Here is a 24,245-nt window from a genome sequence, read left to right on the forward strand (position 1 = left end):
ACCCGGACTCAGCGGGCCTACGCCCGGCTGTGCCCCACGAACCACTCGTGGAGGTTCGGGTCCGCCAGCACCACGACGGTCAGCACGACGACGACCACCGTCAACCAGACGACGCCGCCCAGGAGTGGGACCCACGTGGACCACTTCCGGCGGCGGAGACGGGCGACGGCCCACCACGTGGTGAGGGCGAGGAGCACGATGCCGCTCAGGGCGATCAGGACCGCTGCGAGCGACATGGTGCTCGGGTCGGACATCGTGGTGAAGCGCTGCTCGACGGTCGCCCGCGTCCTGCTCGCCGTCTGACCCGTGTCGAGCGTGCCGAGCACCGTCCAGAGTCCCAGCGTGAGCAGCCCGACGGTCAGCACGAAGTCGAGCCGTGAGGCACCGTACGGGCTCGCGGGCTCGGTGGCCGACGTGGACGAACCACGGCGGCCGTCCGGGCCGGACGTCGCGCGGTCGCGCCGGTCCGACGCCTGCCGTGCGGTGCCGGACGGACGACGTGCGTCGGCGTCCCGCCCCTGAGCGGCCTCCTGCCGCTGTGCCGCGTCCCGACGCTGCTCCTCGGCGGCCTGTCGTTCCTGCTCGACGAGCACGGGGTTCACCCAGCCTGCCGGGGCGTACTCGCCGTACTCGGGGGCGGGCGTGCCGTGGACCCGGCCGTCCGCGCGACCGCCGGCCGACGTCGCGGAGGCGGGTCGTGCCTCCCGGCCGAGCGCGGTCTCGTCGACGTGTCCCGGGTCGCGGACCGGCACCGCCGCCCAGTCCCCCCGCGGCGCGGTCACCGGCGCCGCCCGCCGAGTGCTCGCGTCGGGGCGCCCGACGCGTCGGTGCGGAGTTCCTTGGGGAGCGAGAACATCAGGTCCTCGTGGGCGGTGACGACCTCTTCCACCGTGCCGTACCCGGCGTCGGCGAGCTGCTCGAGGACCTCGGCGACGAGTTCCTCGGGGACGGAGGCGCCGCTGGTCACACCGACGGTCGCGACGCCGTCGAGCCACTCCTGGCGGATCTCCTCGGCGTAGTCGACGCGGTGCGCCGATCGTGCACCGTGCTCGAGCGCGACCTCGACCAGGCGCACGCTGTTCGAGGAGTTGGCCGAGCCGACCACGATGACGAGGTCCGCCGCGGGGGCGACCTTCTTCACCGCGACCTGGCGGTTCTGCGTGGCGTAGCAGATGTCGTCGGACGGCGGGTCCTGGATCGACGGGTACTTCTCGCGCAGCAGGCGGACGGTCTCCATCGTCTCGTCGACGCTCAGCGTGGTCTGCGAGAGCCACACGAGGTTGTCGGGGTCGGACACCTGGAGCGCGGCGACGTCCTCGGGCCCGTTGACCAGGATCGTGCGCTCGGGCGCGTGGCCCATCGTGCCCTCGACCTCCTCGTGGCCGGCGTGCCCGATGAGGATGATCGTGCGGTCCGCCTTCGCGAATCGGGTGGCCTCGCGGTGGACCTTCGTGACGAGGGGGCAGGTGGCGTCGATCGCGTGCAGGTCGCGCTCCGCGGCACCGGCGACGACCGCGGGCGAGACACCGTGCGCACTGAAGACGACGTGCGCGCCGCGGGGCACCTCGGCGACGTCGTCGACGAACACCGCACCGCGCTGCTCGAGGGTCGAGACCACGTGCACGTTGTGGACGATCTGCTTGCGGACGTACACGGGCTCGCCGTACTGCTCGAGGGCCTTCTCGACCGCGACGACCGCGCGGTCGACCCCGGCGCAGTACCCGCGCGGGGCGGCGAGCAGCACCTTCTTCGCGCCGGCGACCGGCTCGTCCCGCAGGCGGCCCCGCGCGGCGTGCACCCGGGGCGGGGCGAGCGGGACCGTGCGGCCGTTGGTGATCGTCACGCCCCCGATGATAGGTGTCGGGCGGGCGTGCGGCCTGGGTGTCGACCCGGCCGCGGTGTGCGGGCCGTGCGGCGCTGTCCGCGGGATGCGGCAGCATGGGGGCATGGCGATCGAACAGGGCCCGCCGACGGCCGACAACCCGTGGCCCGTCGCGCTGCTCGGCGCGAAGATCCGCGACTGGATCGACCGGCTCGGCACCGCGTGGGTCGAGGGCGAGATCACCCAGTGGAACGTCGCCGGCGGCAACGTGTACGGCAAGCTCAAGGACGTCGAGGTCGACGCGACGGTGTCGTTCTCGATCTGGTCGAGCGTGCGCTCCCGGGTGCCGGCGGACCTGAAGCAGGGCGACCGCGTCGTCGCCGCCGTCAAGCCGAACTACTGGGTCAAGGGCGGCTCGCTGACCATGCAGGTCGTCGAGATGAAGCACGTCGGACTCGGTGACCTGCTCGAGCGCCTCGAACGGCTGCGACGGACCCTGGCGGCCGAGGGGCTGTTCGACCCGTCGCGCAAGCGCCGACTGCCGTTCCTGCCGCACCGGATCGGGCTGATCACGGGCAAGGACTCCGACGCCGAGAAGGACGTCAAGCGGAACGCACAGCTGCGGTGGCCGCAGGTGGCGTTCCGGACCGTCCACACCGCGGTGCAGGGCGAGCGGGCCGTCGGCGAGGTCACGGCCGCCATCGTCGAGCTCGACGCCGACCCCACCGTCGACGTCATCATCGTCGCGCGCGGCGGCGGCGACTTCCAGAACCTGCTCGGCTTCAGCGACGAGGGACTCGTGCGGACCGCGGCGGCCGCGACGACCCCGATCGTCTCGGCCATCGGGCACGAGGCCGACCGCCCCATCCTCGACGAGGTCGCCGACCTGCGAGCCTCCACCCCGACGGACGCCGCCAAGCGGGTCGTGCCGGACGTCGCCGAGGAGCTCGCCAACGTCCGGCAGGCCCGTGCCCGACTGGGCCTCCGACTGTCGCACGTGCTCGCCGTGGAGGCGGACCGGATCGCCGCCCTGCGTTCCCGTCCGGCCCTGGCGTCGACCGCGTGGCTCGTCGACACCCGGGCGGAGGAGGTCGCGCGCGACCTCTCCCGGGCGCGGGAGCTCGTGGACCGCCGGCTCGAGCGCTCGCACGCCGACGTCGGCCACCTCACCGCCAGGCTCCGGTCGCTGTCGCCGCGGGACACCCTGCGGCGTGGGTACGCCATCGTGCAGACCGCCGACGGCGGGGTGGTGCGCGGCTCGGACGACCTCGACGGTGCCACGCCCGTGCACGTCACGCTCGGTGCCGGCACCGCCACCGGCACGCTCGAACCGGACGGACCGGGGCCGGACGGCTCCGGCGCCTGAGGGCTCCGGTACCTGAGGGCTCCGGCGCCTGACCACCTCCTCCACGGACCCGGGCCGCGGTACGTCGCGTCGGGGGCTGCTCGGTAGGATCGAGGGGTGTCGACCCAGCAGGAACCCGTGCCGTCCGACGTGCAGTCGCTGAGCTACGAGGCCGCGCGCGACGAACTCGTGCGCGTCGTCGCCGAGCTCGAGCAGGGGTCCGCCACGCTCGAGCGGTCGCTCGCGCTCTGGGAACGGGGCGAGTCGCTCGCCGCCCGGTGCGAGGAGTGGCTCGTCGGCGCGCGTGCCCGGCTCGACGCCGCCCGTGCCGCCTCGGCCGACGCGGACCGCGCGCAGGCCGCCGGCGACCAGGACGGAGCGGTCCGGTGACCGACCAGGACGGACGCCCCGTCGTCGCCGAGCTCGGTCGGCCGGAGACCCCGGAGGAGACCTGGGCGCGGAAGGACGCCGCCCGCCGTGCGCGCCGCGAGCACCAGACCGCTTTCAACCTTGTCATCGCCCTCATCGCGTCGCTCGGCATCGTGCTGTTCCTCGTGCTCGTCGTGGTCCGACCGGACCAGACGGTGGACCGCTCGGTCGACTACCAGCAGGTGGCCGCCGGTGCGGACGTGCCCGGCGTGACGCTGGCCGCGCCCGACCTGCCCGACGGCTTCACGTCGAACCGTGCCGACTTCCAGGACAAGTCGTCCGACGGGGTGCGGGTGTGGACGGTCGGGCTCGTGACCCCGGACCGGCAGTACATCGGTCTGCAGCAGGGCATCGAGGCCAACGCGTCGTGGGTGTCGAACCAGCTCGACCAGAAGCCGGCCACCGGTGACCGCACCATCGACGGCACGAAGTGGACCGTGTACGACCGCCGCGACGAGGGTCGCGACGCCGGCAACCACGCGTACTCCCTCGTGACCACCTTCGGCAGCAACACGATCGTCCTGTCCGGCACCGCCGACGACCGATCCTTCACGACCGTCGCCCGCGCCGTGACCGAGCAGTTCGCCCAGCAGCAGTAGCAGCAGTAGCAGCAGACCCGACCGACCCCGAGCACGAGGAAGACCATGCCCGACCGCGCCGCATCCACCCCGTCCGACGCCCTCCGCCTGCTCGTCGAGGGCAACGCCCGCTTCGCCTCCGACAAGCGCCGCACGGGTCGGATCGACCCGGACCGCCGCGGCGAGCTCACCGGGTCGCAGGCACCGTTCGCGACCGTGCTCGGCTGCTCCGACTCCCGCGTGCCGTTCGAGCACGTGTTCGACGCCGGCATCGGCGACCTGTTCGCCATCCGGAACGCGGGGCAGATCGTCGACGACGTCGTGCTCGGCTCGATCGAGTTCGCCGTCGTCGCCCTCGGCACCCCGCTCGTCGTCGTGCTCCGGCACACGCGCTGCGGCGCCGTGGCCGCCGCCCGGTCCGGTGAGCCCGTCCCCGCTCCGCACCTGCAGGCCCTGGTCGACGCGATCGCGCCCAGCGTCGAGCAGGTCCGGGCGACCGACGCCGAGCTCCCGCAGGAGTCGGTCGGCGCCGCGCACCTCGAGGCCACGCTCCGCCAGGTGATCGAGCGCTCCGGCGCCGTCTCGGACGCGATCGCCGAGGGTAGGTTGGCGGTCGTCGGGGCGACCTACGACCTGGCCACGGGCGAGGTCACCATCGACACCGTGGTGGGCCAGGCCTGACCGGTCGCCACCACGAGCGCCCGGACACCCCCGGGCACCGAGCCAGCGGGGCGACCGCCCCGACGGGCACCGAGCCAGCGGGGCGACCGCCCCGACCGTGCACCACAGGAAGGACCACGACGACGTGACCACCACCGAGACCGACCAGACCGACGGCTTCCGCATCGAGCACGACACGATGGGCGAGGTCCGGGTGCCCGTCGACGCCCTGTACCGCGCGCAGACGCAGCGCGCGGTGGAGAACTTCCCGATCTCGGGCAGCGGGCTCGAGCCGGCGCAGATCGTCGCCCTCGCGCGGATCAAGCGGGCTGCGGCCGTGGTGAACGGGTCGCTCGGCATCGTGGACCCGGCAGTGGCCGACGCGATCGCGCAGGCCGCGGACGCGATCATCGGCGGCGAGCACCACGACCAGTTCCCGGTCGACGTCTACCAGACCGGCAGCGGCACCTCGTCGAACATGAACATGAACGAGGTCCTGGCGACGCTCGCGACCCGCATCGCCGGCACGGACGTCCACCCGAACGACCACGTCAACGCCTCGCAGTCGTCGAACGACGTCTTCCCCACGTCGGTGCACGTCGCCGTCACCGAGGCCCTCATCCGCACCCTCGTCCCCGCGCTCGAGCACCTCGCCGCGTCGCTCGAGGCGAAGGCGACCCTCTGGGCGGACGCCGTGAAGTCCGGCCGCACCCACCTGATGGACGCCACCCCGGTCACGCTCGGCCAGGAGTTCGGCGGCTACGCCCGCCAGGTCCGGCTCGGCGTCGAGCGGGTGCAGGCGACGCTCCCCCGCGTCGCCGAGGTCCCGCTCGGCGGCACCGCGGTCGGCACCGGCATCAACACGCCGAAGGGCTTCCCGCAGCAGGTCATCGCGCGGCTCGCGGAGGACACCGGCCTGCCGATCACCGAGGCGCTCGACCACTTCGAGGCCCAGGGTGCGCGGGACGCCCTCGTCGAGGCGTCCGGTGCGCTCCGGGTCGTCGCGGTCAGCCTCACGAAGATCAACAACGACCTGCGGTGGATGGGCTCCGGGCCGAACACCGGCCTGGGCGAACTGCACATCCCCGACCTGCAGCCCGGCTCGTCGATCATGCCCGGCAAGGTCAACCCGGTCATCCCCGAGGCCACCCTCATGGTCGCCGCGCGGGTCATCGGCAACGACGCCACCGTCGCGTGGGCCGGGGCCTCGGGCGCCTTCGAGCTGAACGTCGCCATCCCGGTGATGGGCACGGCGCTCCTCGAGTCGATCCGCCTGCTCGCGAACAGCTCGCGCGTCCTCGCCGACAAGACTATCGACGGACTCGAGGCGAACCTCGAGCGCGCCCGCTCGTTCGCCGAGTCGTCGCCGTCGATCGTGACCCCGCTCAACCGGGTGATCGGGTACGAGGCCGCCGCCAAGGTGGCGAAGTACGCCGTCGCCGAGGGCATCACCGTCCGCGAGGCCGTCGTCGCCCTCGGCCACGTCGAACGCGGCGAGGTCACCGAGGAGCAGCTCGACAGCGCCCTCGACGTGCTGAGCATGACGCACCCGAACTGACGCGGGTCCTCGACCGACGGACGGGAGGCGCGGTGCCGGCCGGCACCGCGCCTCCCGTCCGTCACCCGGTCGCGTCAGTCACCCGGTCGCGTCAGTGCGCGAGGCTCGCGCCAGCGGACACCTTCGCGGTCGCGCGACCGCGAAGGTGTCCGCCCAGCCGAGCCTCGTGCCGGCGCGCGGAGCCGCGCTACACCAGGTCGGGCGAGTCGAGCAGCTCGGTCACCAGCGCGGCGATCGCCGAGCGCTCCGAGCGCGTCAGCGTCACGTGCGCGAACAGCGGGTGCCCCTTGAGCCGCTCGATCACCGACGCGATGCCGTCGTGCCGGCCGACCCGCAGGTTGTCCCGCTGCGCCACGTCGTGCGTCAGCACCACGCGCGAGTTCTGCCCGATGCGCGACAGCATCGTGAGCAGGACGTTGCGCTCGAGGGACTGCGCCTCGTCGACGATAACGAACGCGTCGTGCAGCGACCGCCCGCGGATGTGCGTCAGCGGCAGGACCTCGAGCATGCCGCGCTCGACGACCTCGTCGAGGACGTTGTCGGACACGAGCGCCCCGAGTGTGTCGAACACGGCCTGCGCCCACGGGTTCATCTTCTCGGCGGCGTCGCCGGGCAGGTACCCGAGCTCCTGGCCACCCACGGCGTAGAGCGGCCGGAAGACCATGATCTTCTTGTGCTGCTGCCGTTCGAGCACGGCCTCGAGCCCGGCGCAGAGCGCGAGCGCGGACTTGCCCGTACCGGCCGAGCCACCGAGCGAGACGATGCCGATCTCCGGGTCGAGCAGGGCGTCGATCGCGAGTCGCTGCTCGGCGGACCGGCCGCGGAGGCCGAAGACCTCGCGGTCGCCGCGGACGAGCGACACGGCGCCGGCCTCGTGCACGCGGCCGAGCGCCGACCCGCGCTCGGAATGGATGACGACACCGGTGTTCACCGGGACGCCCGCGAGCTGCGACGAGCGGATCTCCTCGCGCTCGTACAGGTCCGACATCTGCTCGCCCGACACCTGCAGGTCGGTGATGCCCGTGTAGCCGGAGTCGACCGCGAGCTCGGCGCGGTACTCCTCCGCCGCCATGCCGATCGACGATGCCTTGACGCGCAGCGGCAGGTCCTTCGACACGACGACGACGTCGAGCCCGTCGTTCGACAGGTTCGACGCGACCGCCAGGATCCGCGAGTCGTTGTCACCGAGTCGCAGCCCGGACGGCAGGACGGACTGCTCGGAGTGGTTCAGCTCGACGCGGAAGGAGCCGCCGTCCTCGAGCGCGATGGGGAAGTCGAGGCGCTCGTGCTCGATGCGCAGGTCGTCGAGCAACCGCAGGGCCTGGCGTGCGAAGTACCCGATCTCCGGGTCGTTGCGCTTGGCCTCGAGCTCGCTGACGACGACCACGGGCAGGACCACCGCGTGTTCCGCGAACCGGAACAGGGCCCGCGGATCGCTGAGGAGCACTGAGGTGTCGAGCACGTACGTGCGCTGGGCGACCGGTGTGGACGGGTCCGCGGTGGGCCGCTGGGCGGGTTCGCGAGAGACGTTCTGAGAGGTCACGACCACTCCATCCCCGGGCCGCGCTCGGCCCGGTCACTGTCCTCGAACGCGGCCGTGGAGCGGTCCCGAAGCACCGACCGTGGCCGCTTCGACCGGGCACTGTGCCCGATGCGGCCAAGCTACGACCCGCCCCTGACACCGACTCCGCGACACGCTGAGCCGCAGGTTACGGTCGCGTGAACGGCGGCACGGGCGCGGGAGGCAGCGCCGCGCAGCGCGGAGCGCACCGCGCTCGCGCGCTACTGCATCGTCGCGTAGGACAGGCAGGCGTCGCGGAACACGTCGAGCGTCGCGTCCGTCGTGGACGCGAACACGGACACGCGGGCGACCCCGAGGCGCGTCGTGACCGTGACCCCGTGGTTGTGCAGCGCCGCGGACAGCGCCGTCAGTCGGCCCTGGGCCGGTCGGAGCACCACGATGCCGGCACGCTCGCGCGGGTCACGGCTCGACTCGACCTCGAGCCCGAACTCGTCGGCGATGTCGAACACCCGCTCGACCCGCTCGGCGACCCGCTCCTGCACCGCGCCGACGCCGACCGACACGAGCCGCTCGAGCGACACCGCCATCCGCGCCTGCGCCACGGGATCGATGCGGGTCATCTGGTACCCGGCGGCACCGGGCTTGACGGAGGGGACCTCGGTCGGCCAGCCGGTGGTGCCGTGCGGACCGGACAGCGCCGGACGCAACCGGTTCAGTGCCCGGTCGCTGAACGCGGTGAACCCGGTCCCCCACCCCGCGTGCAGCCACTTCTGGCCGCCGGTGGCCACGACGTCCGCGACCTCGTAGGGAGCGTCCACGACGCCGAAGCCCTGGATCGCGTCGACGATGAGCAGGCGGTCGCCGATCACCTCACGGATCGCGGCGAGGTCGGCCAGGTACCCGGTCTGCCAGTCGACGAGCGAGACGGCCACGGCGGTGACGTCGTCGGTCAGGCGGGACGCGATCAGGGACGGGGTCATCCACCCGGCGCCGGACTCCACCACGACCGGCTGCACCCGGCCGCCGGTGGCCGAGGCGGCGCTGGCGAGCGCGAGCGGCAGCGACGGGTACTCGTCCGCGGCGACGAGCACCCCGCCGGTCAGGCCGAACGCGGTGTGCAGCAGCCCGGGCGTCGTCGCGGTCTGCGAGACCACCTGGTCCTCGCGGCGACCGACGAGTCGTGCGGCGACCGTGCGGACGCGGGCGTCCTGCTCGTCCATGGTCTCCATGGCGCCGAAGCGCATGCGCTCCTGGATCGTCCCGAGGACCCGCTGCTCCTCGAGCACGGCGGTCTGCACGGGACCGAACGCGGCGTGGTCGAGGTAGCCGGGCTCCTCGGCGAAGCCGCTCACGTACTCGGCGATGTTCACAGGGGCAACCTTCCATGAGATGGGAACCCTGTGAGTCTACTGGGATGGTTGCGGCGCAGCGAACCTGAGCCGATCGGCGCAGTCCGGTGCCGGGGCGTCCGTCAGCCGCCGAAGCGCCGGGACCGCAGCCCGAAGTCGCGCACCGCGCGGAGGAAGTCGACCTCGCGCAGGTCCGGGTAGAACGCCTCGACGAAGTAGAACTCGCTGTGGGCGCTCTGCCAGAGCATGAAGTCCGACAGCCGCTGCTCCCCCGAGGTGCGGATCACCAGGTCGGGGTCCGGCTGACCCTGCGTGTACAGGTGGTCGCCGATGAGCTCGGGCGTCAGGACCTCGGCCAGGTCGTCGAGCGTCCCGCCGCCCTCGCCGTGGGCGCGCACGATGCTCCGCATGGCGTCGGCGATCTCGCGGCGGCCGCCGTAGCCGACCGCCAGGTTCACGTGCAGCCCGGTGTGGTCGGCGGTCCGGGCCTCGGCGGCGGTCAGTGCGGACACGAGGGCGGGGGGCAGCCCCTCGTCCGCGCCGACGTGCTGGACCCGCCAGTCCCGGTGGTCGGCGAGCGTGCCGGCCAGGTCGGCGATGATGCCGACGAGCTGCTCGAGCTCCTCGCCGCCGCGCCCGGTCAGGTTGTCGGCGGACAGCAGGTAGAGCGTCACGACCTCGATGCCGAGGTCGTCGCACCAGTCGAGGAACTCGGGGATCTTCGCGGCGCCCGCCCGGTGCCCGTGCGCCGCCGACTCGAGGCCGAGCTGCTTCGCCCAGCGACGGTTGCCGTCCACGATCATGGCGACGTGCTTCGGCATCGCGCGGGTGTCGATCTGCCGGCGGATACGACGCTGGTAGGCACGGTAGAGGACGCCGCGCCCTGCCCATCCCACCCTGCCGGTCACGGCACGACTGTAGTGCACCGCGCCCGGACCGCGCTGGAGCCGAGCAGGCCATGGACGCTCGGCTGCCGTTCGGCCAGGGGCCCTACTGTCGGCCCATGCACGACGAGACCGCCACGCTGCCCCACGTGCCGTTCACCGAGGAGGCGGCCGCCGCCGAACCCCGGCCGGCCTGGCGCGGCTGGATCCACCTCGGCACGTTCCCGTTCGCCGTCGCGATGGGCATCGTGCTCATCTGCCTGGCGGACAGCGGTGCCGCGAAGGCCGGCAGCGCGGTCTTCATGGCGACCTCCCTGCTCATGTTCGGCGTCTCGGCGACCTACCACCGGTTCCCGTGGGGCCCCGCGGTGAAGAAGGTCCTCAAGCGGATCGACCACACCAACATCCTGCTGCTCATCGCCGGCACCTACACGCCGATCGCGATCTGCGCCCTGCCCCACACGCTCATGGTCGTGGTGCTGTGGGTGATGTGGTCCGGCGCCGCACTCGGCATCGCGTTCCGCGTGCTGTGGATCAACGCGCCGCGCTGGCTGTACGTGCCGATCTACCTCGTGCTCGGCTGCGCCGCGCTCGGGCTGCTGCCGCAGTTCTTCGCCGCGAGCGTCCCGATGACGGTGCTCGTGCTCTCCGGCGGGCTGGCCTACGTGATCGGCGCGCTCGTCTACGGCTTCAAGCGGCCGGACCCGGCGCCGACGGTGTTCGGCTTCCACGAGGTCTTCCACGCCCTCACGGTCGTGGCCTTCGCCGCCCAGTGGGCGGGTGTGCTCATCGTGGCGCTGGACCCGGTGCGCTGATCCCGGTGCGCTGGACCGTGGGCGCTGACCCGGCGGGCTGACGCGACCGGACGACGGACGGGAGGCCCGTGGCGCGCTCGCCACGGGCCTCCCGTCCGTCGTGTGCGGACTCAGCCGCGTTCGGTGTCGTCGCCGACGCCGGCCCGGCCGTCCTCGGCGGCGCGACGCGCCGCCTCGTCCGTCGACGTGCGGTCACCGGACCCCGCGTCCGCCTCGAGCCGCTCCCGGACCTCCGAGCGGTAGCGCGTGCGACGGATGCGACGGGTCATGTCGACGACCAGCAGGATCGTCACGACCGCGACGACCGCGATGGCGATGAAGCCGGCGACCCCGGGGGTGACGTCGACGTCGGGCACGACCGACGGGCTCGGGCTGGGGGCGGCGGCGATGGCCGTCAGGATGGTGCTCACGCGGTGGTGTCCTCGTCGTCAGGGATCCCCGCGAACAGGTCGGACTCCGGCAGCTCGGTGGGCACGCGTGCCTCGACGAGCTGGTAGTCCTCGGTGGGCCACACCGTCGCGAGGAGGTCGTTCGGCCAGTAGAAGAAGGCGCTGTCCGGCGGTACCTGGCTCGCGTGCGCACGGAGGGCGGCGTCGCGGGCGTCGAAGTACTCGTGCACGTCGACGTGCGTGGTCGCGAGATCGGGCCGGTCGGCGAACCGCTCGACCCACTCGCGCAGCTGCTCGAGCGCCGGGCTCTCCGGGTCGCGCTCCCGCAGCGCCTCGTAGATGGTGCTGAAGCGGCGGGGGTTCATCGTGCGCTCGTAGTAGAGCTTCGACACCGACCACGGGGCACCGGCGGCCGGGTACTTCGCCGGGTCGGCGGCGTCCCGCCACGCGGCCATCGAGACCTCGTGCGTCCGGATGTGGTCCGGGTGCGGGTAGCCGCCGTTCTCGTCGTAGGTGACGAGCACGTGCGGACGGAACCGGCGGACGACGCGGACGAGGGCCTCGGTCGAGTACTCGAGCGGCACCGTCGAGAACGTGCCGGGGCGCACGGTCTCGCCCTGCTCGGCGTCGGGCAGGCCCGAGTCGTGGTAGCCGAGCCACACGTGGTCGATGCCGAGCGCCGCCTGCGCGGCCGCCATCTCGCCGCGGCGGAAGCCCGCCATGTCCCGGTGCGCGCGGCTCGTCGCCGGTTCGCCGAGCTGCTCGTTGAGGATGTCCCCGGCCTCGCCGCCGGTGCACGACACGACGAGGACCTGGTGCCCCTCGTCGACGTACCGGGCGGCGGTCGCGGCTCCCTTGCTCGACTCGTCGTCGGGGTGGGCGTGGACGGCCAGCAGGCGGTACGGCACGGTGTTCCTCACGGGGTGCGAGTCGAGTGGGGCGCGCACGCGGCGTCCGCGTGCATGCGGGCAGCGCACAGCGAGGCGTGAACTACCCTGGGGATCAGGATAATCACCCCGGGAGCCCCCAACTGTCCGAACCGCTGCACCCCGCCGGATCCGCGACCACCGCGTCGTCGGCCGCCACCGCTGCGACCCTGGACGACCGGTACGGCCGGACGCCCGACCGACGCCGGCGCGGCCGGCTGTTCGGCGTCCTCGCGGCGATCGCCGTCGTGCTCGTCTTCGTCGCGTGGGTGGTCTGGGCCGGGCTCGACCAGACCTCGCACGGACTCGACAACACCGAGGTCGGGTACACCGTCGTGTCCGACCACCGGACGGTCGTGCACTCGCAGGTCTCGGTCGATCCGGGCACCGAGGCGAAGTGCGCCGTGCAGGTGCTCGACAAGTCGTACTCGATCGTGGGGTGGAAGGTCGTGACGCTCCCGGAGTCCGACCAGCGCACCCGGACCATCTCGACCGACGTGAACACGACGACTCGCGGCGTGACCGGCTTGATCCACGACTGCTGGGTTCCCTAGACTCGTCTGATTCGCGGACGAGACCGGCCACACCGGCCGGTCTCGTTCTCTGTCGAAGGGAACCCCACATGAGCAACGACACCCAGGTCACCTGGCTGACCCAGGAGGCGCACGACCGTCTGACGGCCGAGCTCGCGCAGCTCTCCGGCCCCGCCCGCAAGGAGATCGCGGACCGCATCGAGGCGGCGCGCGAGGAGGGCGACCTCAAGGAGAACGGCGGCTACCACGCCGCGAAGGACGAGCAGGGCAAGATCGAGGCCCGCATCCGTCAGCTCACCGAGCTGCTCAAGCACGCCACCGTCGGCGAGGCGGACTTCGACGGCACCGTCGAGCCCGGCACGGTCGTGACCGCCGTGATCGCCGGCGACGAGTCCACCTTCCTCGTCGGCAACCGCGAGATCGTCGCCGAGGGCTCGGACCTGACCGTCTACAGCCCGGTCAGCCCGGTCGGTGCCGCCATCGTCGGGCTCCGCGCGGGCGACAAGACGAGCTACACGGCCCCGAACGGCAAGGAGATCGCCGTCGAGGTCACGAAGGTCGAGCGCTACGAGCCGTAGGGCGCGCCGCCCTCGCACGACCGGAAGCAGCTCGCGCCACGTGATCACGTGGCGCGAGCTGCTTCCGGTCGTGCGGCGCCTCAGCGCGCCACGACCTCGCGGTGCGTGAGCGCCCGCACGCACGGGAAGCACACGAGGTCGCCGACCGCGACGTCGCCCGGCAGGAGCGCCTCGCGGCCGGCGGTGCCCGTCGCGTTCGTCGTCACCGTGACCTCGGCCGAGGGTGCGACCGACCGCCGGCCGATCAACCGCGCCTCGTCGAGGACGGCGCAGTCCGGGACCACGGCGTCGAGCTCGACGAAGAGCACGCCCCACGGTCGACGCACCCGCGTGACGGTGGCGACGGTCACGCAGACGTCCGCTGGCACCCAGTCGCGCGGGCGGTACCGCGGCGGCGCCTGCTCGGCGGTGTGCACGCACGGTGTCCCGGCGACGGCGGCCAGGCGCTGCATCGACACGGCGCGGACGCGGACGTCGTCGATCGTGGCCTCGGTGCGCGCGGGCCAGAGCGTCGGGTCGAGGGGGTCGGGCAGCGAGGCGCGGAGTGACGGCAGGATCGACGTGAGGGTCATGACGGGAGCATCACGCGCCTCCCGGCCGGCGGCCCCGCCGCGAACGGAACCCTGACGGTCGGACGCGCGCTCCGTGCGGAGCGCTGACGGGCCGGCCGTGCCGTCAGTGCTCGAGCAGCTCCGGGCGGAAGCCGACCTCGTGCAGGCGCTGGATGACCTCCTGCGCGTGCTCCGGGCCGCGGGCCTCGATCGACAGGTCGAGGGCGACCTCGTTGATGACGAGCCCCTGCCCGTGCCGGGTGTGGAGCACCTCGACGACGTTCGCACCGGCGTCCGAGATCACCTGGGCGACGCGGGCGAGCTGCCCCGGGCGGTCCGGCAGCATGATGCGGATGCCGATGTAGCGCGAGGCGGCGACGAGACCGCGGGTGATGACGCGCTCCATCATGAGCGGGTCGATGTTGCCCCCGCTGAGCAGGACGACGGTGCGCCCGGTGTCGCGCACGGCACCCGACATGATGGCCGCGACACCGACGGCTCCGGCCGCCTCGACGACGAGCTTCGCCCGCTCGAGGAGCACCAGGAGCGCCCGGGCGGTGTCGTCGTCGGACACGGTGACGATCTCGTCGACGTGGTCGCGGATGATCGGGAAGTTCAGCTCGCCGGGGCGGGCGACCGCGATGCCGTCCGAGATCGTCGGCTTCGTCGTGATCGTGACGGGCTGGCCCGCTCGGATCGACGACGGGTAGGCGGCGGCGTTCTCGGCCTGGACCCCGACGACCCGGATCTCGCGGCCCTGGCGCTCGGCGATGCCCTTCACCGCGAGCGCGATGCCCGCGATGACCCCGCCGCCGCCGATCGGCACGACGACCGTGTCGACGTCGGGGACCTGGTCGACGATCTCGAGACCGAGCGTGCCCTGGCCGGCGATCACCGCCGGGTGGTCGAACGGCGGGATGAACACCGCACCCGTGCGGGCGGCGAAGTCCTTCGCGGCACTCAGGGCCTCCTCCACGGAGTGCCCGCGGAGCACGACGTCCGCGCCGTAGTGCCGCGTGGCCTGCAGCTTCGGCAGGGCGACGCCCACCGGCGTGAAGATCGTGGCGGGGATGCCGAGCTCCCGGGCGGCGAGCGCGACGCCCTGCGCGTGGTTGCCCGCGCTCGCGGCGACGACGCCGGCGGCGCGCTGCTCCGGGCTCAACGCCGCCAGGCGGTTGTAGGCCCCGCGGACCTTGTAGGCGCCGGTGCGCTGCAGGTTCTCGCACTTCAGGTGCACCGGCGAGCCGAGCAGCTCGCCGAGGAACTGCGACGTCTCCATCGGCGTGACCCGCGCCACCCCCGCGATCGTCTCCCGCGCCGCCTCGATGTCCGCGAACGTCGGGAACGCCACGGTCTGCTGCTGGGGCACGGAGGTGTCGGTCACGCCACCCATCATCGTCGCTCGCAGCCGTCACGGCGAACCCGTGACGTCAGTTCGTGCTGGCGGTTCCCTCAGCAGCCGTCGGCTGCCGGTCCGCACCGGGCGGCGGCACGTCGTCGCCGACCTGGTGCCGACGTCGGCGCATGAGCTGGATGCGGCCGTGCTGCCCGCGCTTCGGGGTCGCCTCGAGCACGTGGTCGGAGTCGAGCCCGCGCCACCGCCCGCTCGCGATCGTGGTGACCATCGCGTTCAGCGTCGCGATGAGCGGCACGGCGAAGAACGCGCCGGCGATCCCCGCCAGGCCCGACGCCGCGGTCACGCCGAGCACCACCGCGAGCGGGTGCACCTTGACCGCGTTGCCCATCACGAGCGGCTGCAGGATGTGCCCCTCGATCTGCTGCACGAGCAGGACGACACCGAGGACGAGCACCGCGGCGAGCGGACCGTTGAAGATGAGGGCGACGAACACCGCGAGGAACCCGGTGACGATGGCGCCGACGACCGGGATGAACGCACCGAGGAACACGAACGCGGCGATCGGGATCACGAGCGGCATCCCGCCGAAGAACAGGCCGACGATGTACGCGCCGAGGCCGATGCCGACCGCGTCGACGAACGCCACGAAGATCTGCACGCGGATGAAGCTCGTGAGCGTGATCCAGCCCGCGACCCCGGCGCCGTCGACCGCGGCCCGGGCCTTGCGCGGGAACAGCCGGACCGTCCAGCGCCAGACGTTCTTGCCGTCGACGAGCAGGAAGATCGTGGTGAACAGGATGATGAAGAGCGCCTCGAAGACGTGCGTCGCACTCGAGCCGGCACTCGCGACGCCGGAGAGGATCTGCCCGGAGTTCTCCTGCACCCACCTCGTGCCGTCGTTCAACCACCCGTTGACGTCGCCCTGGGTGATCCCGAGGCCGGAGTTGAGCACGAGGTCGCGGATGTTCGCGTACTGCTCCACCGTCCGGTCACGCAGCGAGGGGTAGGACGCGATGATCTGGTCGATGACGAGCCAGATCAGGCCGCCGAGCGCCGCGAGCCCGCCGAGCAGGCTGATGACGACCGCCAACCACTTCGGCACGTGGTGCCGCTGCAGCCAGTTCGAGATCGGGACCAGCAGCGCGGACACGACGATGCCGAGGAGGAACGGGATGAGGATCTGGCTGAACACCGTCATCAGCCTGATGAAGACCGCGATGACGCCGACGACGACGAGCACGCGCCACGACCACGCCCCCGCGATCCGCATGCCCGTGGGGACCGAGTCCTCGACCACCGGATCGGGATGCGTCGGCGGCTGCGTCGGCGGCTGCGACTCCGTCCGTGTCGGCGCCTGCGTCCGCTTCCTGCCCCATGCCATTCCGCCACTGTATCCACGGGGTCCTGGCCGCGTACCTGGCGCCGCGCCCGCCCGCGTGCAGCGTGTCGGCAGGCATCGGTAGCGTCGGTCCCATGGTCAGGTCCACGCTCTCCGCCGCCGAGGCCCGCCGTGTCACGCTGGCCGCGCAGGGGTTCGGGGCCGCGCCCGCCGACACCGTCGCCACCAGGACGCTGACGAGCACGATCGGACGCCTCGGCCTGCTGCAGATCGACTCCGTCAACGTGTTCGAGCGGAGCCACTACCTGCCCCTGTTCGCGCGGCTCGGCGGCTACGACCGCGCCGTCCTCGACCGGTTGACCCTGACCCGCCGCGGCCCGTACGCCGAGTACTGGGCGCACGAGGCCGCGTTCGTCGCGCGGACCGACCTGCCGCTCTTCCGCTGGCGCATGGACGCGTACCGCGAGCGGGACGCACGGCCGAACCGGGTCGCCGGGGTCGAGCGCACGGCCGGCGTCCGGCGCGAGCTCCGGGCCCTGCTCGCCGCCGAGGGGCCGATGCCCGCGAGCGCCGTCGAGCACGAGGCGAACGTCCGACGCGGTCCCTGGTGGGGGTGGAGCGACGTCAAGACCGGGCTGGAGCAGATGTTCCGCTGGGGCGAGGTCGTCAGCGCCGGCCGCTCGGGCTTCGAGCGCGTGTACGCCCTGCCCGACCAGGTGCTGCCGGTCGGTGCGCTCGAGACCGCTCCCCACCGCCACACCGCGATCACCGAACTCGTGCGCCGCGCCACGCGGGCGATCGGCGTGGGCACCCGCGCCGACCTCGCCGACCACTTCCGGCTCCGGTCGGACGACACCGCCGCCGCGATCACCGAGCTCGTCGACCGCGGCGAGCTGTTGCCGGTCCGCGTCGAGGGCTGGCGCGAGCCGGCGTGGCTGCACGCCGGTGCGCGGGTCCCGCGCCACGTCACCGCCGACGCGGTGCTCAGCCCGTTCGACCCCGTCGTCTGGTTCCGTCGTCGCGCGGAACGCATGTTCGGCTTCCACTACCGGATCGAGATCTACACGCCGGCTCCGAAGCGGGTCTTCGGCTACTACGTGCTGCCCGTGCTCCAGGACGACCGGCTGACCGGACGGCTCGACCTGAAGAGCGACCGGCAGCGTGGCGTGCTCCGGGTCAGGACGGCCTGGCAGGAGCCCGGCGAGCACCTGGACGCCGAGCGGCTCGCCGTCACGCTGCGACGGGCGGCCGCGTGGCAGGGTCTCGACGGGATCGAGGTCACCGACCGGGGCACCGCCGCCGCCGCGGTCGCGGGAGCGCTCGGGGTCGCGCTGGTCCCGCACGAGGCCGCCGACGATCCAGCGGCAGCCGACGCGGACGCCGACGACGTCGCCACCTGACGTCGGCCTGGAGGCCCGTGGCCGGCCCCGTCAGACGCCCTCCGGTCCGCCGGACGCCCTCCGCCCACCGACACGCCGCGGCATCCGACGGCGGCTCGCGGTCACGCGGGCGTCTCGCTGGGACGAGGGCGTTCCGGGCCGCGGTCAGAAGCGGTCGAGGCTGTTCCGCAGGCGCGTGATCCGGTCCGGCAGCGGCGGGTGCGTCGAGAAGAGCCGATCCATCACGCCCGGGCGCATCGGATCGGCGATCCACAGGTGCGCCATCGAGGAGTTCTGCGTCCGGGTCGGCCGGCCGTACGCGCCGAGCTTCTCGAGCGCACTCGCCAGGCCCTCCGGGTACCGGGTCGTCATCGCACCCGTCGCGTCGGCGAGGTACTCGCGCTGGCGTGAGACCGCGGCCTGCACCGCCGCGGCCGCGACCGGGGCCACGAGCACGGCGACGAGTCCGGCGACGATGAGCACGGGGTTGTTGCTGCCCGAGTCGTTGTTCCGGCCACGTCCGGCCAGCCCGCTGAACACCGAGATGCGCAGCAGCACGTCCGCGATGAACCCGACGGCGACCACCAGCCCGAACACCATGGTCGAGACCCGGATGTCGTGGTTCCGCACGTGCCCGAGCTCGTGCGCCATGACGCCCTCGAGCTCCCGGTCGTCCATCAGTGCCAGGAGTCCGGTGGTCGCCGCGACGATGGCGTGCTCCGGGTCACGCCCGGTCGCGAACGCGTTCGGTGCCGGGTCGTCGACCACGAAGACCCGCGGCATCGGCGTCCCGGTCGTGATGGCCAGGTTCTCCACGGTCCGCCAGAGTCGTGGTTCGGTGGTCCGGTCCACCTCGACGCCGCCCGCGATCGCGGTCGCCTGTCGCGCCGCCGTGAAGTACTGCAGCGCCGCGTAGCCGATCGCCACGACGAGCACGACGACGCCGATCGAGACGTTCCCGGCGAGGTACCCGCCCAGGAACCCGAGGGCCCCGATCACGAGCAGGAACACCAGGACGATGAGGACGGTGTTGCGCTTGTTCCGCGCGATGGCGCTGTACACGGGTCAGCCCGACGCCGCTGGGGTCAGAACTGCACGCGTGGCGGCTCGGCGATCGCCGCCGGTTCGGCGGACTCGAAGAACGTTGCCTCGGTGAAGCCCTTGCTCTTGGCGAAGGTCGAGTTCGGGAAGACGCGGATCTTCGTGTTCAGCTCGCGCACCCCGCCGTTGTAGAAGCGTCGGGCCGCCTGGATCTTGTCCTCGGTGTCGACGAGCTCGGACTGCAGCTGCAGGAAGTTCTGGCTGGACTGCAGCTGCGGGTAGCCCTCGGCCACCGCGAACACGCTCTTCAACGCCTTCTGCATGTGCCCCTCGGCGGCGGACGCGCTCCCGGCGTCGCCCGCGGTCAGGGTCTCGGACCGGGCCTTCGTCACGTCGTCGAAGACGGACTTCTCGTGCGTCGCGTACCCCTTGACCGTGTCGACGATCGTCGGGATGAGGTCGGCACGGCGCTTGAGCTGCACCGAGATGTCGCTCCAGGCCTCGTCCACGCGCACCTTCAGCGTGACGAGCGAGTTGTAGGTCACCCAGAGGTAGATCCCGACCACGACGAGCAGGACCACCACCACTCCGACGACGATCAGCGTCGTGACGAGTCCGGTGTCCATCGGGGCGTTCTCCTTCGCGCGTCGGGTCCGACGCGGGAGGACCGCAGCCGGTGCGTGGCCGTCGGACGGCCGGGCACGATCCTACCGAGGCCGACCGGGTCGTCCCTGCCGTGGGCGGGGGTTCACGGGTGATTCCCGAGTGATGCCCACCGCTCGTCCGGTCGCCGCCCGGCCACGTCGGTCTGCGGACACATCATCCGTGTGGTGGATTGACCATCGCGGCGAGATCGCGTGGGATGGAGCCGGTGAACACGCTCGGGGACAACGTGGACGAGGGGGCCGTCGCGGACGGCCGCGTCCGGCGACCCCGGACGTCGACGCGTCGGTCGGTCCGCGGTGCCGGTGCCCTGGCCGCGGCCCTGGCCGCCGTGCTGCCCGTGGTCCTCACCGTCCTGCTCGGCGCGCCGAGCGCGTCCGCTGCCGCCGCGACGACCACGCCGGTCCCGTCGCCGACGACGTTCCCGCAGTTCGGCACCCTGCCGCCCGGCACGGGGACCCCGACGCCCCTGCCCTCCGACCGTCCCGCCGTCCGACCGACCATCGCCGACCCCGGCGACGTCACGACCGCGACCGTGCGCCTGCACGGTCGCGGGACCCCCGGCCACCGCGTCCGCGTCGCCGGGCCGGCGGCGACCGGATCGACCGGGTGCACCGCGACCGTGCCGGCCTCCGGCGCGTGGTCGTGCATCGCGACCGTCCGCTCCGGTCCGCAGCAGGTCTTCACCGTGACGGACGGCAGCGACCCGGCACTCGGCTCGTCGAGCGCTCCCGCCTCGGACGTCGTCGTGCCACCGTCGGTCACGACGGACCGTCCGACGATCGGGCCGGTCTCCGGCACCGGCTTCCCGGGCGCCTCGGTCTCGGTGTCGGTGGCGGGGAGCGCCGGCGACCGCACGACGACGGTCGGCCCGGACGGTCGGTGGACGGTCGCGATCACGGGTCGCGACGGCCGGCACACGGTGTCCGCGGTGCAGACGGCCAGCACGGCCGACGGGTTCCGCTCGGACCTCCGCAGTGCGGCGTCGGCACCCCGGACCGTCCTGCTCGACCGCACGGCCCCGGCTGCTCCGGTCGTCACCGCACCGGGAACGGGCGAACGGGTGCCGTCGCAGCCCTTCGTCGTGCGGGGCACCGGCGAGGCGGGCGCGGTGCTCACCGCCTACCTCGACCGGGCACCGGTGTGCCGGAGCGACGTCGGCCCGGACGGCCGCTGGGCCTGCACGACCACCGGGTCGACCGTGGCCGCGGGCATGCACACCGTGACCGCCGTCCAGCAGGACGCTGCGGGCAACGCCTCGCGGTCCTCGACCGGTGTCCGCGTCCTGCTGCCCGGGCGGAGCGCCCAGCCGACGGACGGACCGTCCGCCACTCCCGGCGGCGGCGGCAGCGGGGTCCCGAGCCCGTCGGCCTCCGGGACGACCCCGGGCGCCGGACCCGGCGGCACCGACGGCAGCGCGGGCGCCACCCCCGGGGCCGGAGCGAGCGGCACCGGCACCGGCGGCGGGAGCGCGCACGGCGGCGGCACCACGGGCGGCGGCACGACCGGCGGCACCACGGGCGACGGCCAGCGCGGTGCCCCCGACTGGTCCGGACCCGCGGGCGACTGGACGGCCTCGACGGCGTACGACCGCGGCGTCCCCACGATCCAGGCGTCCTTCTCGTGGGGCACCGTCCTCCTCGCCACCGGCGTCGCCGCGGCCTTCCTCCTCCTCGTCGCCGCGCCGCTCGCCCTCGTCGGGGCGTCCGTGCGCGGTCGGCTCCGCAACCCGTTCACCGGACTCCTCGGGCGCAACCGGTCCCGCGCCGAGCGACGGCTCGGCGACGACGTGCTGCCCACCTGGGCCGCCGTCGCGATCGGGGTCGGCGTCGTCGGGGTGTCGACGCTCCTCGCGGTCGGCGCCTCGTTCGAGGCCCGGTACGTCCGCCTGGCGGTCGCCGTCCTCCTGGGCGCGGCGGTCACGACGGCGGTCGTCGTGCTCGCCACACGGTGGGCGGCGGGTGCCGACCGGGCGTCGGTCGGCTTCCGGGTCTCGCCGTGGCTCGTCGTCGCGGCCCTGGTCGCGTGCGGCGTGACCCGGCTCGGTGACCTCTCCCCCGCCCTCGTGGTCGGGGCGGTCCTCGTCCCCGTCGGCCGACCGGGAGCGGACACGGGCGCGCTCCGCCTCGGGTCGACCCTCGCGTCCGGCGTCCGGGTCGCCACGGCCCGGTCGGTCGGCCTGCTCGTGGTCGCGGCGCTCGGCTGGGCACTGCACTCGGTGCCGTCCGGCTCGGGGTTCTGGTCGGCCCTCGTCGCGGAGTTCGCGACCACCCTCTGCGTCGGTGCCGTCGGCGCGCTCGTCGCCACCCTGCTCCCGGTACCGCGTTCGGCGGGCGCCGTCCTCGTAGCGGGCGCCCGCGCCCGCTACGTCGGCCTGACGGTGGCCGCGGTCGCCCTCGCCGCGGTCGTCGCCGGTCCCGCCCCCGTCGCGCCCTCGCCGACGGAGGTCGCCGTGGCCGCCGCGCTCTGCGCGGCAGGGGGCGCACTCTGCTGGGCCTGGCTCAGCCGGGGCCGGCCGACGACCTCCCGCCACTGACCACACGGACGGGAGGCGCGTGTCGGGGTCCCCACGCGCCTCCCGTCCGTCAGGTGGTCACCCGGCGGCGTGCGCCTGCGTCCGGTGCGGCACGCCCCGTCGGAACAGGCCCGGCAGCAGCCCGCCGATCTTCGTGCCGATGCACAGGCTGACGAAGGTCGCGAGCGGTGTCCCGAGCGCGACCGGGTCGAAGGTGGCCACGGCGACCAGCCCGACGGTGCCGGGCACGAGCAGCAGGAACGCGGGGAAGAACGACACCGTCGCGGGGACCACCGGCACGAGCCGTTCGAGGAGCCGCGTCGCGACGAAGAGCAGGGCCGCCGCCGCGCCGGTCGCCACGACGCTGCCCCAGAGCGGCGTCGTCCCGCTCACGACGGCGTAGGCGCTGACCATCACCGCGACGGACACGAGCGTCAGCCGCCAACCGGAGCGGAAGACCAGGCCGAGACCCACCGCCAGGCCGACCACGGCCACCCACGACACCCAGTAGGACGGCACGGCCTCCCACCCGCCGCGCAGTGTGCCGACACCGGCGACCTCGCCGACGAGCGCCGCCGAGGACGGGTCGACCCGGAGACCGGTCAGCGCGCTGCCGGCGGCGATGCCCGCGGCCATGAAGCCGAGCATGATGAGGCCCTGCACCAGACGGGAGGCCCCGGTGACGATGTCGGCGGCGGTGAGCTCGAGCAGGGCGTTCGTGATGAGCGCACCCGGCACGAACACCGCCACGGGGGCGCAGACGGCGAAGAGCGGGACGTGGTCGAACCCGGTGCCGGCGGCGACCAGGCCGACGACCGTCGTCGACATGAAGGCCGCGAGGAACGGGATGATGGCGACGGCCTCGCGGAACCGGCGGAGCAGCAGGCTGAGCACACCGACGAGGGCGCCGACGACGAGCGCGAGGACGATCGCCCACCACGGGCAGCGGAAGACGACGGCGAGTCCGACCGAGGTCAGGGCGTTCCCGGTGATCCACGGCGGGGCCGGCGGCGGCACGGTGCCGGCGCGGATCGCCCGGACGCGCGCCGGGATCTCGGCGAGGGCGATCGACCCGCGCTCCAGGCCGAGCACCAAGCGGTTCGCGCGGGCCGCCTGGCGCGACGAGAGTTCGACGCCCTCGGCGTTCACGATCGTCGCGGACCCGGTCGCGACCTCGCTCACCATGACGAGCGCGGGGAGCACGCCGACGGCGAGCGTGGGGCCGACCCCGGCGGCGTCGCGGGCCTTCTCGAGCGCGGACCGCACGTCGGTGACGGAGCTGCCGGCGTCGAGCAGCAGGGCGCCGAGGGTGCCGAGCAGCATGCCGACGGGGACCGTCTCGCCGTCGACGACCTCGACGTGCGCCTCGGGACGGTTGAGCGCGTTGCGCAGGTTCGCGAGGGCGCTACCGAGTCCGACCACGAGGACGATCGTAGGTGCTCGCCGGAGTGGTCCGCTCCCGCGGTGGCCCCCGTGCCGCTTTCGCGAGGCTCGGCTCCGCGGACACGTTCGCGGGACTCGGACCGCGAAAGCGTCCGCGGACACGAGTCTCGCAGGTACCCCCGGTGGGACTCGAACCCACAACTCGGCGATTTTAAGTCGCGTGCCTCTACCGGTTGGGCCACGGGGGCGGGCCGCAACAGCCTACCGACGCGACGACGGCCGCCGCCCCACGCGGGGGCGACGGCCGTCGTGTCGGCTGTGTGGTGCTGCCGGGTCCTACTCGGCGTTCGCCGGGGCCGCGACCGGTGCGGCGTCCTTCGAGACGTCCTCCGCCGGGGTGGCGTAGGCGGGGCCGGCGGCGTCGGCCGGCTGGCCCTCGGCCGGAGCCTGGGCAGCGGCGGGCGCCGGCGCCTCGACGGCGGGCCTTTGGCCAGACCCGCGACGAAATCAGGAAGCGCAGACCAAACCCCCCCTCACCCCGCATGAATCACTTCAGCGGGCTCTGCTCTTAACAAAAAAGAACAAAGCGGATTCCGGCGCGCCTGACTTTGCAGGATCCGAGATCAATC

Annotated in this window: 23 protein-coding genes and 1 tRNA gene; 10 read left to right on the forward strand and 14 right to left on the reverse strand. The window is 73.3% G+C overall.

Translation table 11 applies throughout. The annotated features are described in order from the left end of the window. Nucleotides 1-17 precede the first annotated feature (17 nt). Both H7A69_RS11530 and H7A69_RS11535 read right to left on the reverse strand, forming a co-directional pair. Nucleotides 18-782: a DUF6264 family protein gene (locus H7A69_RS11530; protein WP_182047144.1), complete on the reverse strand. Its 765-nt coding sequence runs from the start codon at nt 780-782 to the stop codon at nt 18-20. Next, on the reverse strand, nt 779-1,843 hold the full coding sequence (locus H7A69_RS11535; RefSeq protein ID WP_411469364.1) for a 4-hydroxy-3-methylbut-2-enyl diphosphate reductase: 1,065 nt from the start codon (nt 1,841-1,843) through the stop codon (nt 779-781). Before H7A69_RS11535 ends, H7A69_RS11530 begins: the two co-directional genes overlap by 4 nt. A 103-nt stretch (nt 1,844-1,946) precedes the next feature. Between H7A69_RS11535 and xseA the strand changes: the two genes are divergently transcribed. From xseA to H7A69_RS11560, 5 genes are all read left to right on the forward strand, one after another. Further along, nucleotides 1,947-3,188 (forward strand): exodeoxyribonuclease VII large subunit, encoded by a 1,242-nt coding sequence (gene xseA / locus H7A69_RS11540; RefSeq protein WP_182047145.1) that lies wholly within the window; start codon nt 1,947-1,949, stop codon nt 3,186-3,188. A gap of 96 nt (nt 3,189-3,284) precedes the next feature. Then, a complete protein-coding gene (locus H7A69_RS11545) occupies nt 3,285-3,557 on the forward strand; it encodes an exodeoxyribonuclease VII small subunit (protein ID WP_069711692.1) in 273 nt (90 codons plus the stop codon). Next, nucleotides 3,554-4,195, forward strand: coding sequence for a DUF4245 domain-containing protein (locus H7A69_RS11550; protein WP_182047146.1), 642 nt, complete (start codon nt 3,554-3,556; stop codon nt 4,193-4,195). Before H7A69_RS11545 ends, H7A69_RS11550 begins: the two co-directional genes overlap by 4 nt. Nucleotides 4,196-4,240: 45 nt before the next feature. Next, on the forward strand, nt 4,241-4,855 hold the full coding sequence (locus H7A69_RS11555; RefSeq protein WP_069711694.1) for a carbonic anhydrase: 615 nt from the start codon (nt 4,241-4,243) through the stop codon (nt 4,853-4,855). A 124-nt stretch (nt 4,856-4,979) separates the two neighbouring features. Next, entirely contained in the window at nt 4,980-6,392 is a 1,413-nt protein-coding gene (locus tag H7A69_RS11560) for a class II fumarate hydratase (protein ID WP_182047147.1), read from the forward strand. Nucleotides 6,393-6,579: 187 nt separating this feature from the next. Here H7A69_RS11560 and H7A69_RS11565 read toward each other — a convergent pair whose 3' ends face one another. From H7A69_RS11565 to H7A69_RS11575, 3 genes are all read right to left on the reverse strand, one after another. Next, on the reverse strand, nt 6,580-7,935 hold the full coding sequence (locus H7A69_RS11565) for a PhoH family protein (protein ID WP_259346193.1): 1,356 nt from the start codon (nt 7,933-7,935) through the stop codon (nt 6,580-6,582). Nucleotides 7,936-8,174: 239 nt separating this feature from the next. Beyond that, nucleotides 8,175-9,284: an aminotransferase class V-fold PLP-dependent enzyme gene (locus tag H7A69_RS11570; protein WP_182047149.1), complete on the reverse strand. Its 1,110-nt coding sequence runs from the start codon at nt 9,282-9,284 to the stop codon at nt 8,175-8,177. Between the two features lie 101 nt (nt 9,285-9,385). Next, entirely contained in the window at nt 9,386-10,171 is a 786-nt protein-coding gene (locus tag H7A69_RS11575) for an isoprenyl transferase (RefSeq protein ID WP_259346194.1), read from the reverse strand. Between the two features lie 95 nt (nt 10,172-10,266). Here H7A69_RS11575 and trhA point away from each other — a divergent pair, with 95 nt between their 5' ends. Beyond that, nucleotides 10,267-10,962 (forward strand): PAQR family membrane homeostasis protein TrhA, encoded by a 696-nt coding sequence (gene trhA / locus H7A69_RS11580; protein WP_220456235.1) that lies wholly within the window; start codon nt 10,267-10,269, stop codon nt 10,960-10,962. Nucleotides 10,963-11,072: 110 nt separating this feature from the next. Here the strand turns inward: trhA and H7A69_RS11585 are convergent, their stop codons facing one another. After that, on the reverse strand, nt 11,073-11,372 hold the full coding sequence (locus H7A69_RS11585; RefSeq protein WP_182047151.1) for a hypothetical protein: 300 nt from the start codon (nt 11,370-11,372) through the stop codon (nt 11,073-11,075). Further along, on the reverse strand, nt 11,369-12,259 hold the full coding sequence (gene mca, locus H7A69_RS11590) for a mycothiol conjugate amidase Mca (RefSeq protein WP_182047160.1): 891 nt from the start codon (nt 12,257-12,259) through the stop codon (nt 11,369-11,371). The genes H7A69_RS11585 and mca overlap by 4 nt, the downstream gene beginning before the upstream one ends. 77 nt (nt 12,260-12,336) lie before the next feature. Here mca and H7A69_RS11595 point away from each other — a divergent pair, with 77 nt between their 5' ends. Together H7A69_RS11595 and greA are read left to right on the forward strand one after the other, a co-directional pair. Beyond that, a complete protein-coding gene (locus H7A69_RS11595; protein ID WP_182047152.1) occupies nt 12,337-12,831 on the forward strand; it encodes a DUF4307 domain-containing protein in 495 nt (164 codons plus the stop codon). Nucleotides 12,832-12,899: 68 nt separating this feature from the next. Further along, a complete protein-coding gene (gene greA / locus H7A69_RS11600) occupies nt 12,900-13,388 on the forward strand; it encodes a transcription elongation factor GreA (RefSeq protein ID WP_069711699.1) in 489 nt (162 codons plus the stop codon). An 80-nt stretch (nt 13,389-13,468) separates the two neighbouring features. Here the strand turns inward: greA and H7A69_RS11605 are convergent, their stop codons facing one another. From H7A69_RS11605 to H7A69_RS11615, 3 genes are all read right to left on the reverse strand, one after another. After that, on the reverse strand, nt 13,469-13,960 hold the full coding sequence (locus H7A69_RS11605; protein WP_182047153.1) for a hypothetical protein: 492 nt from the start codon (nt 13,958-13,960) through the stop codon (nt 13,469-13,471). A gap of 103 nt (nt 13,961-14,063) precedes the next feature. After that, the gene (gene ilvA / locus H7A69_RS11610) at nt 14,064-15,332 is read right to left on the reverse strand and encodes a threonine ammonia-lyase (protein WP_182047161.1); all 1,269 of its coding nucleotides are present in this window, start codon (nt 15,330-15,332) and stop codon (nt 14,064-14,066) included. A gap of 37 nt (nt 15,333-15,369) precedes the next feature. Then, nucleotides 15,370-16,677 (reverse strand): AI-2E family transporter, encoded by a 1,308-nt coding sequence (locus tag H7A69_RS11615; protein ID WP_259346196.1) that lies wholly within the window; start codon nt 16,675-16,677, stop codon nt 15,370-15,372. A gap of 92 nt (nt 16,678-16,769) precedes the next feature. On the opposite strand from H7A69_RS11615, the gene H7A69_RS11620 reads away from it, so the two are divergent. Further along, a complete protein-coding gene (locus tag H7A69_RS11620) occupies nt 16,770-18,035 on the forward strand; it encodes a winged helix-turn-helix domain-containing protein (protein WP_182047154.1) in 1,266 nt (421 codons plus the stop codon). A gap of 144 nt (nt 18,036-18,179) precedes the next feature. Here the strand turns inward: H7A69_RS11620 and H7A69_RS11625 are convergent, their stop codons facing one another. Beyond that, nucleotides 18,180-19,076: a M48 family metallopeptidase gene (locus H7A69_RS11625; RefSeq protein ID WP_182047155.1), complete on the reverse strand. Its 897-nt coding sequence runs from the start codon at nt 19,074-19,076 to the stop codon at nt 18,180-18,182. Between the two features lie 23 nt (nt 19,077-19,099). Beyond that, nucleotides 19,100-19,681: a LemA family protein gene (locus tag H7A69_RS11630; protein ID WP_069711703.1), complete on the reverse strand. Its 582-nt coding sequence runs from the start codon at nt 19,679-19,681 to the stop codon at nt 19,100-19,102. 245 nt (nt 19,682-19,926) lie between these two features. Between H7A69_RS11630 and H7A69_RS11635 the strand changes: the two genes are divergently transcribed. Continuing rightward, complete coding sequence (locus H7A69_RS11635; protein ID WP_182047156.1) at nt 19,927-22,254, forward strand: hypothetical protein; 2,328 nt, start codon at nt 19,927-19,929, stop codon at nt 22,252-22,254. Nucleotides 22,255-22,311: 57 nt separating this feature from the next. Here H7A69_RS11635 and H7A69_RS11640 read toward each other — a convergent pair whose 3' ends face one another. After that, a complete protein-coding gene (locus H7A69_RS11640; protein WP_182047157.1) occupies nt 22,312-23,655 on the reverse strand; it encodes a threonine/serine exporter family protein in 1,344 nt (447 codons plus the stop codon). Nucleotides 23,656-23,790: 135 nt separating this feature from the next. Then, nucleotides 23,791-23,864, reverse strand: a tRNA-Leu gene (locus tag H7A69_RS11645). Nucleotides 23,865-24,245: the final 381 nt, after the last annotated feature.

This window comes from Curtobacterium sp. ME26, assembly GCF_903970945.1.
Taxonomy (GTDB): Bacteria; Actinomycetota; Actinomycetes; order Actinomycetales; family Microbacteriaceae; genus Curtobacterium; species Curtobacterium citri.

Coding starts and splice junctions, on each gene's coding strand:
- H7A69_RS11620 (WP_182047154.1), top strand. CDS start 16,770: ATGGTCAGGTCCACGCTCTCCGCCGCCGAGGCCCGCCGTGTCACGCTG.
- trhA (WP_220456235.1), top strand. CDS start 10,267: ATGCACGACGAGACCGCCACGCTGCCCCACGTGCCGTTCACCGAGGAG.
- greA (WP_069711699.1), top strand. CDS start 12,900: ATGAGCAACGACACCCAGGTCACCTGGCTGACCCAGGAGGCGCACGAC.
- xseA (WP_182047145.1), top strand. CDS start 1,947: ATGGCGATCGAACAGGGCCCGCCGACGGCCGACAACCCGTGGCCCGTC.
- H7A69_RS11605 (WP_182047153.1), bottom strand. CDS start 13,960: ATGACCCTCACGTCGATCCTGCCGTCACTCCGCGCCTCGCTGCCCGAC.
- H7A69_RS11555 (WP_069711694.1), top strand. CDS start 4,241: ATGCCCGACCGCGCCGCATCCACCCCGTCCGACGCCCTCCGCCTGCTC.
- ilvA (WP_182047161.1), bottom strand. CDS start 15,332: ATGGGTGGCGTGACCGACACCTCCGTGCCCCAGCAGCAGACCGTGGCG.
- H7A69_RS11615 (WP_259346196.1), bottom strand. CDS start 16,677: ATGGCATGGGGCAGGAAGCGGACGCAGGCGCCGACACGGACGGAGTCG.
- H7A69_RS11630 (WP_069711703.1), bottom strand. CDS start 19,681: ATGGACACCGGACTCGTCACGACGCTGATCGTCGTCGGAGTGGTGGTG.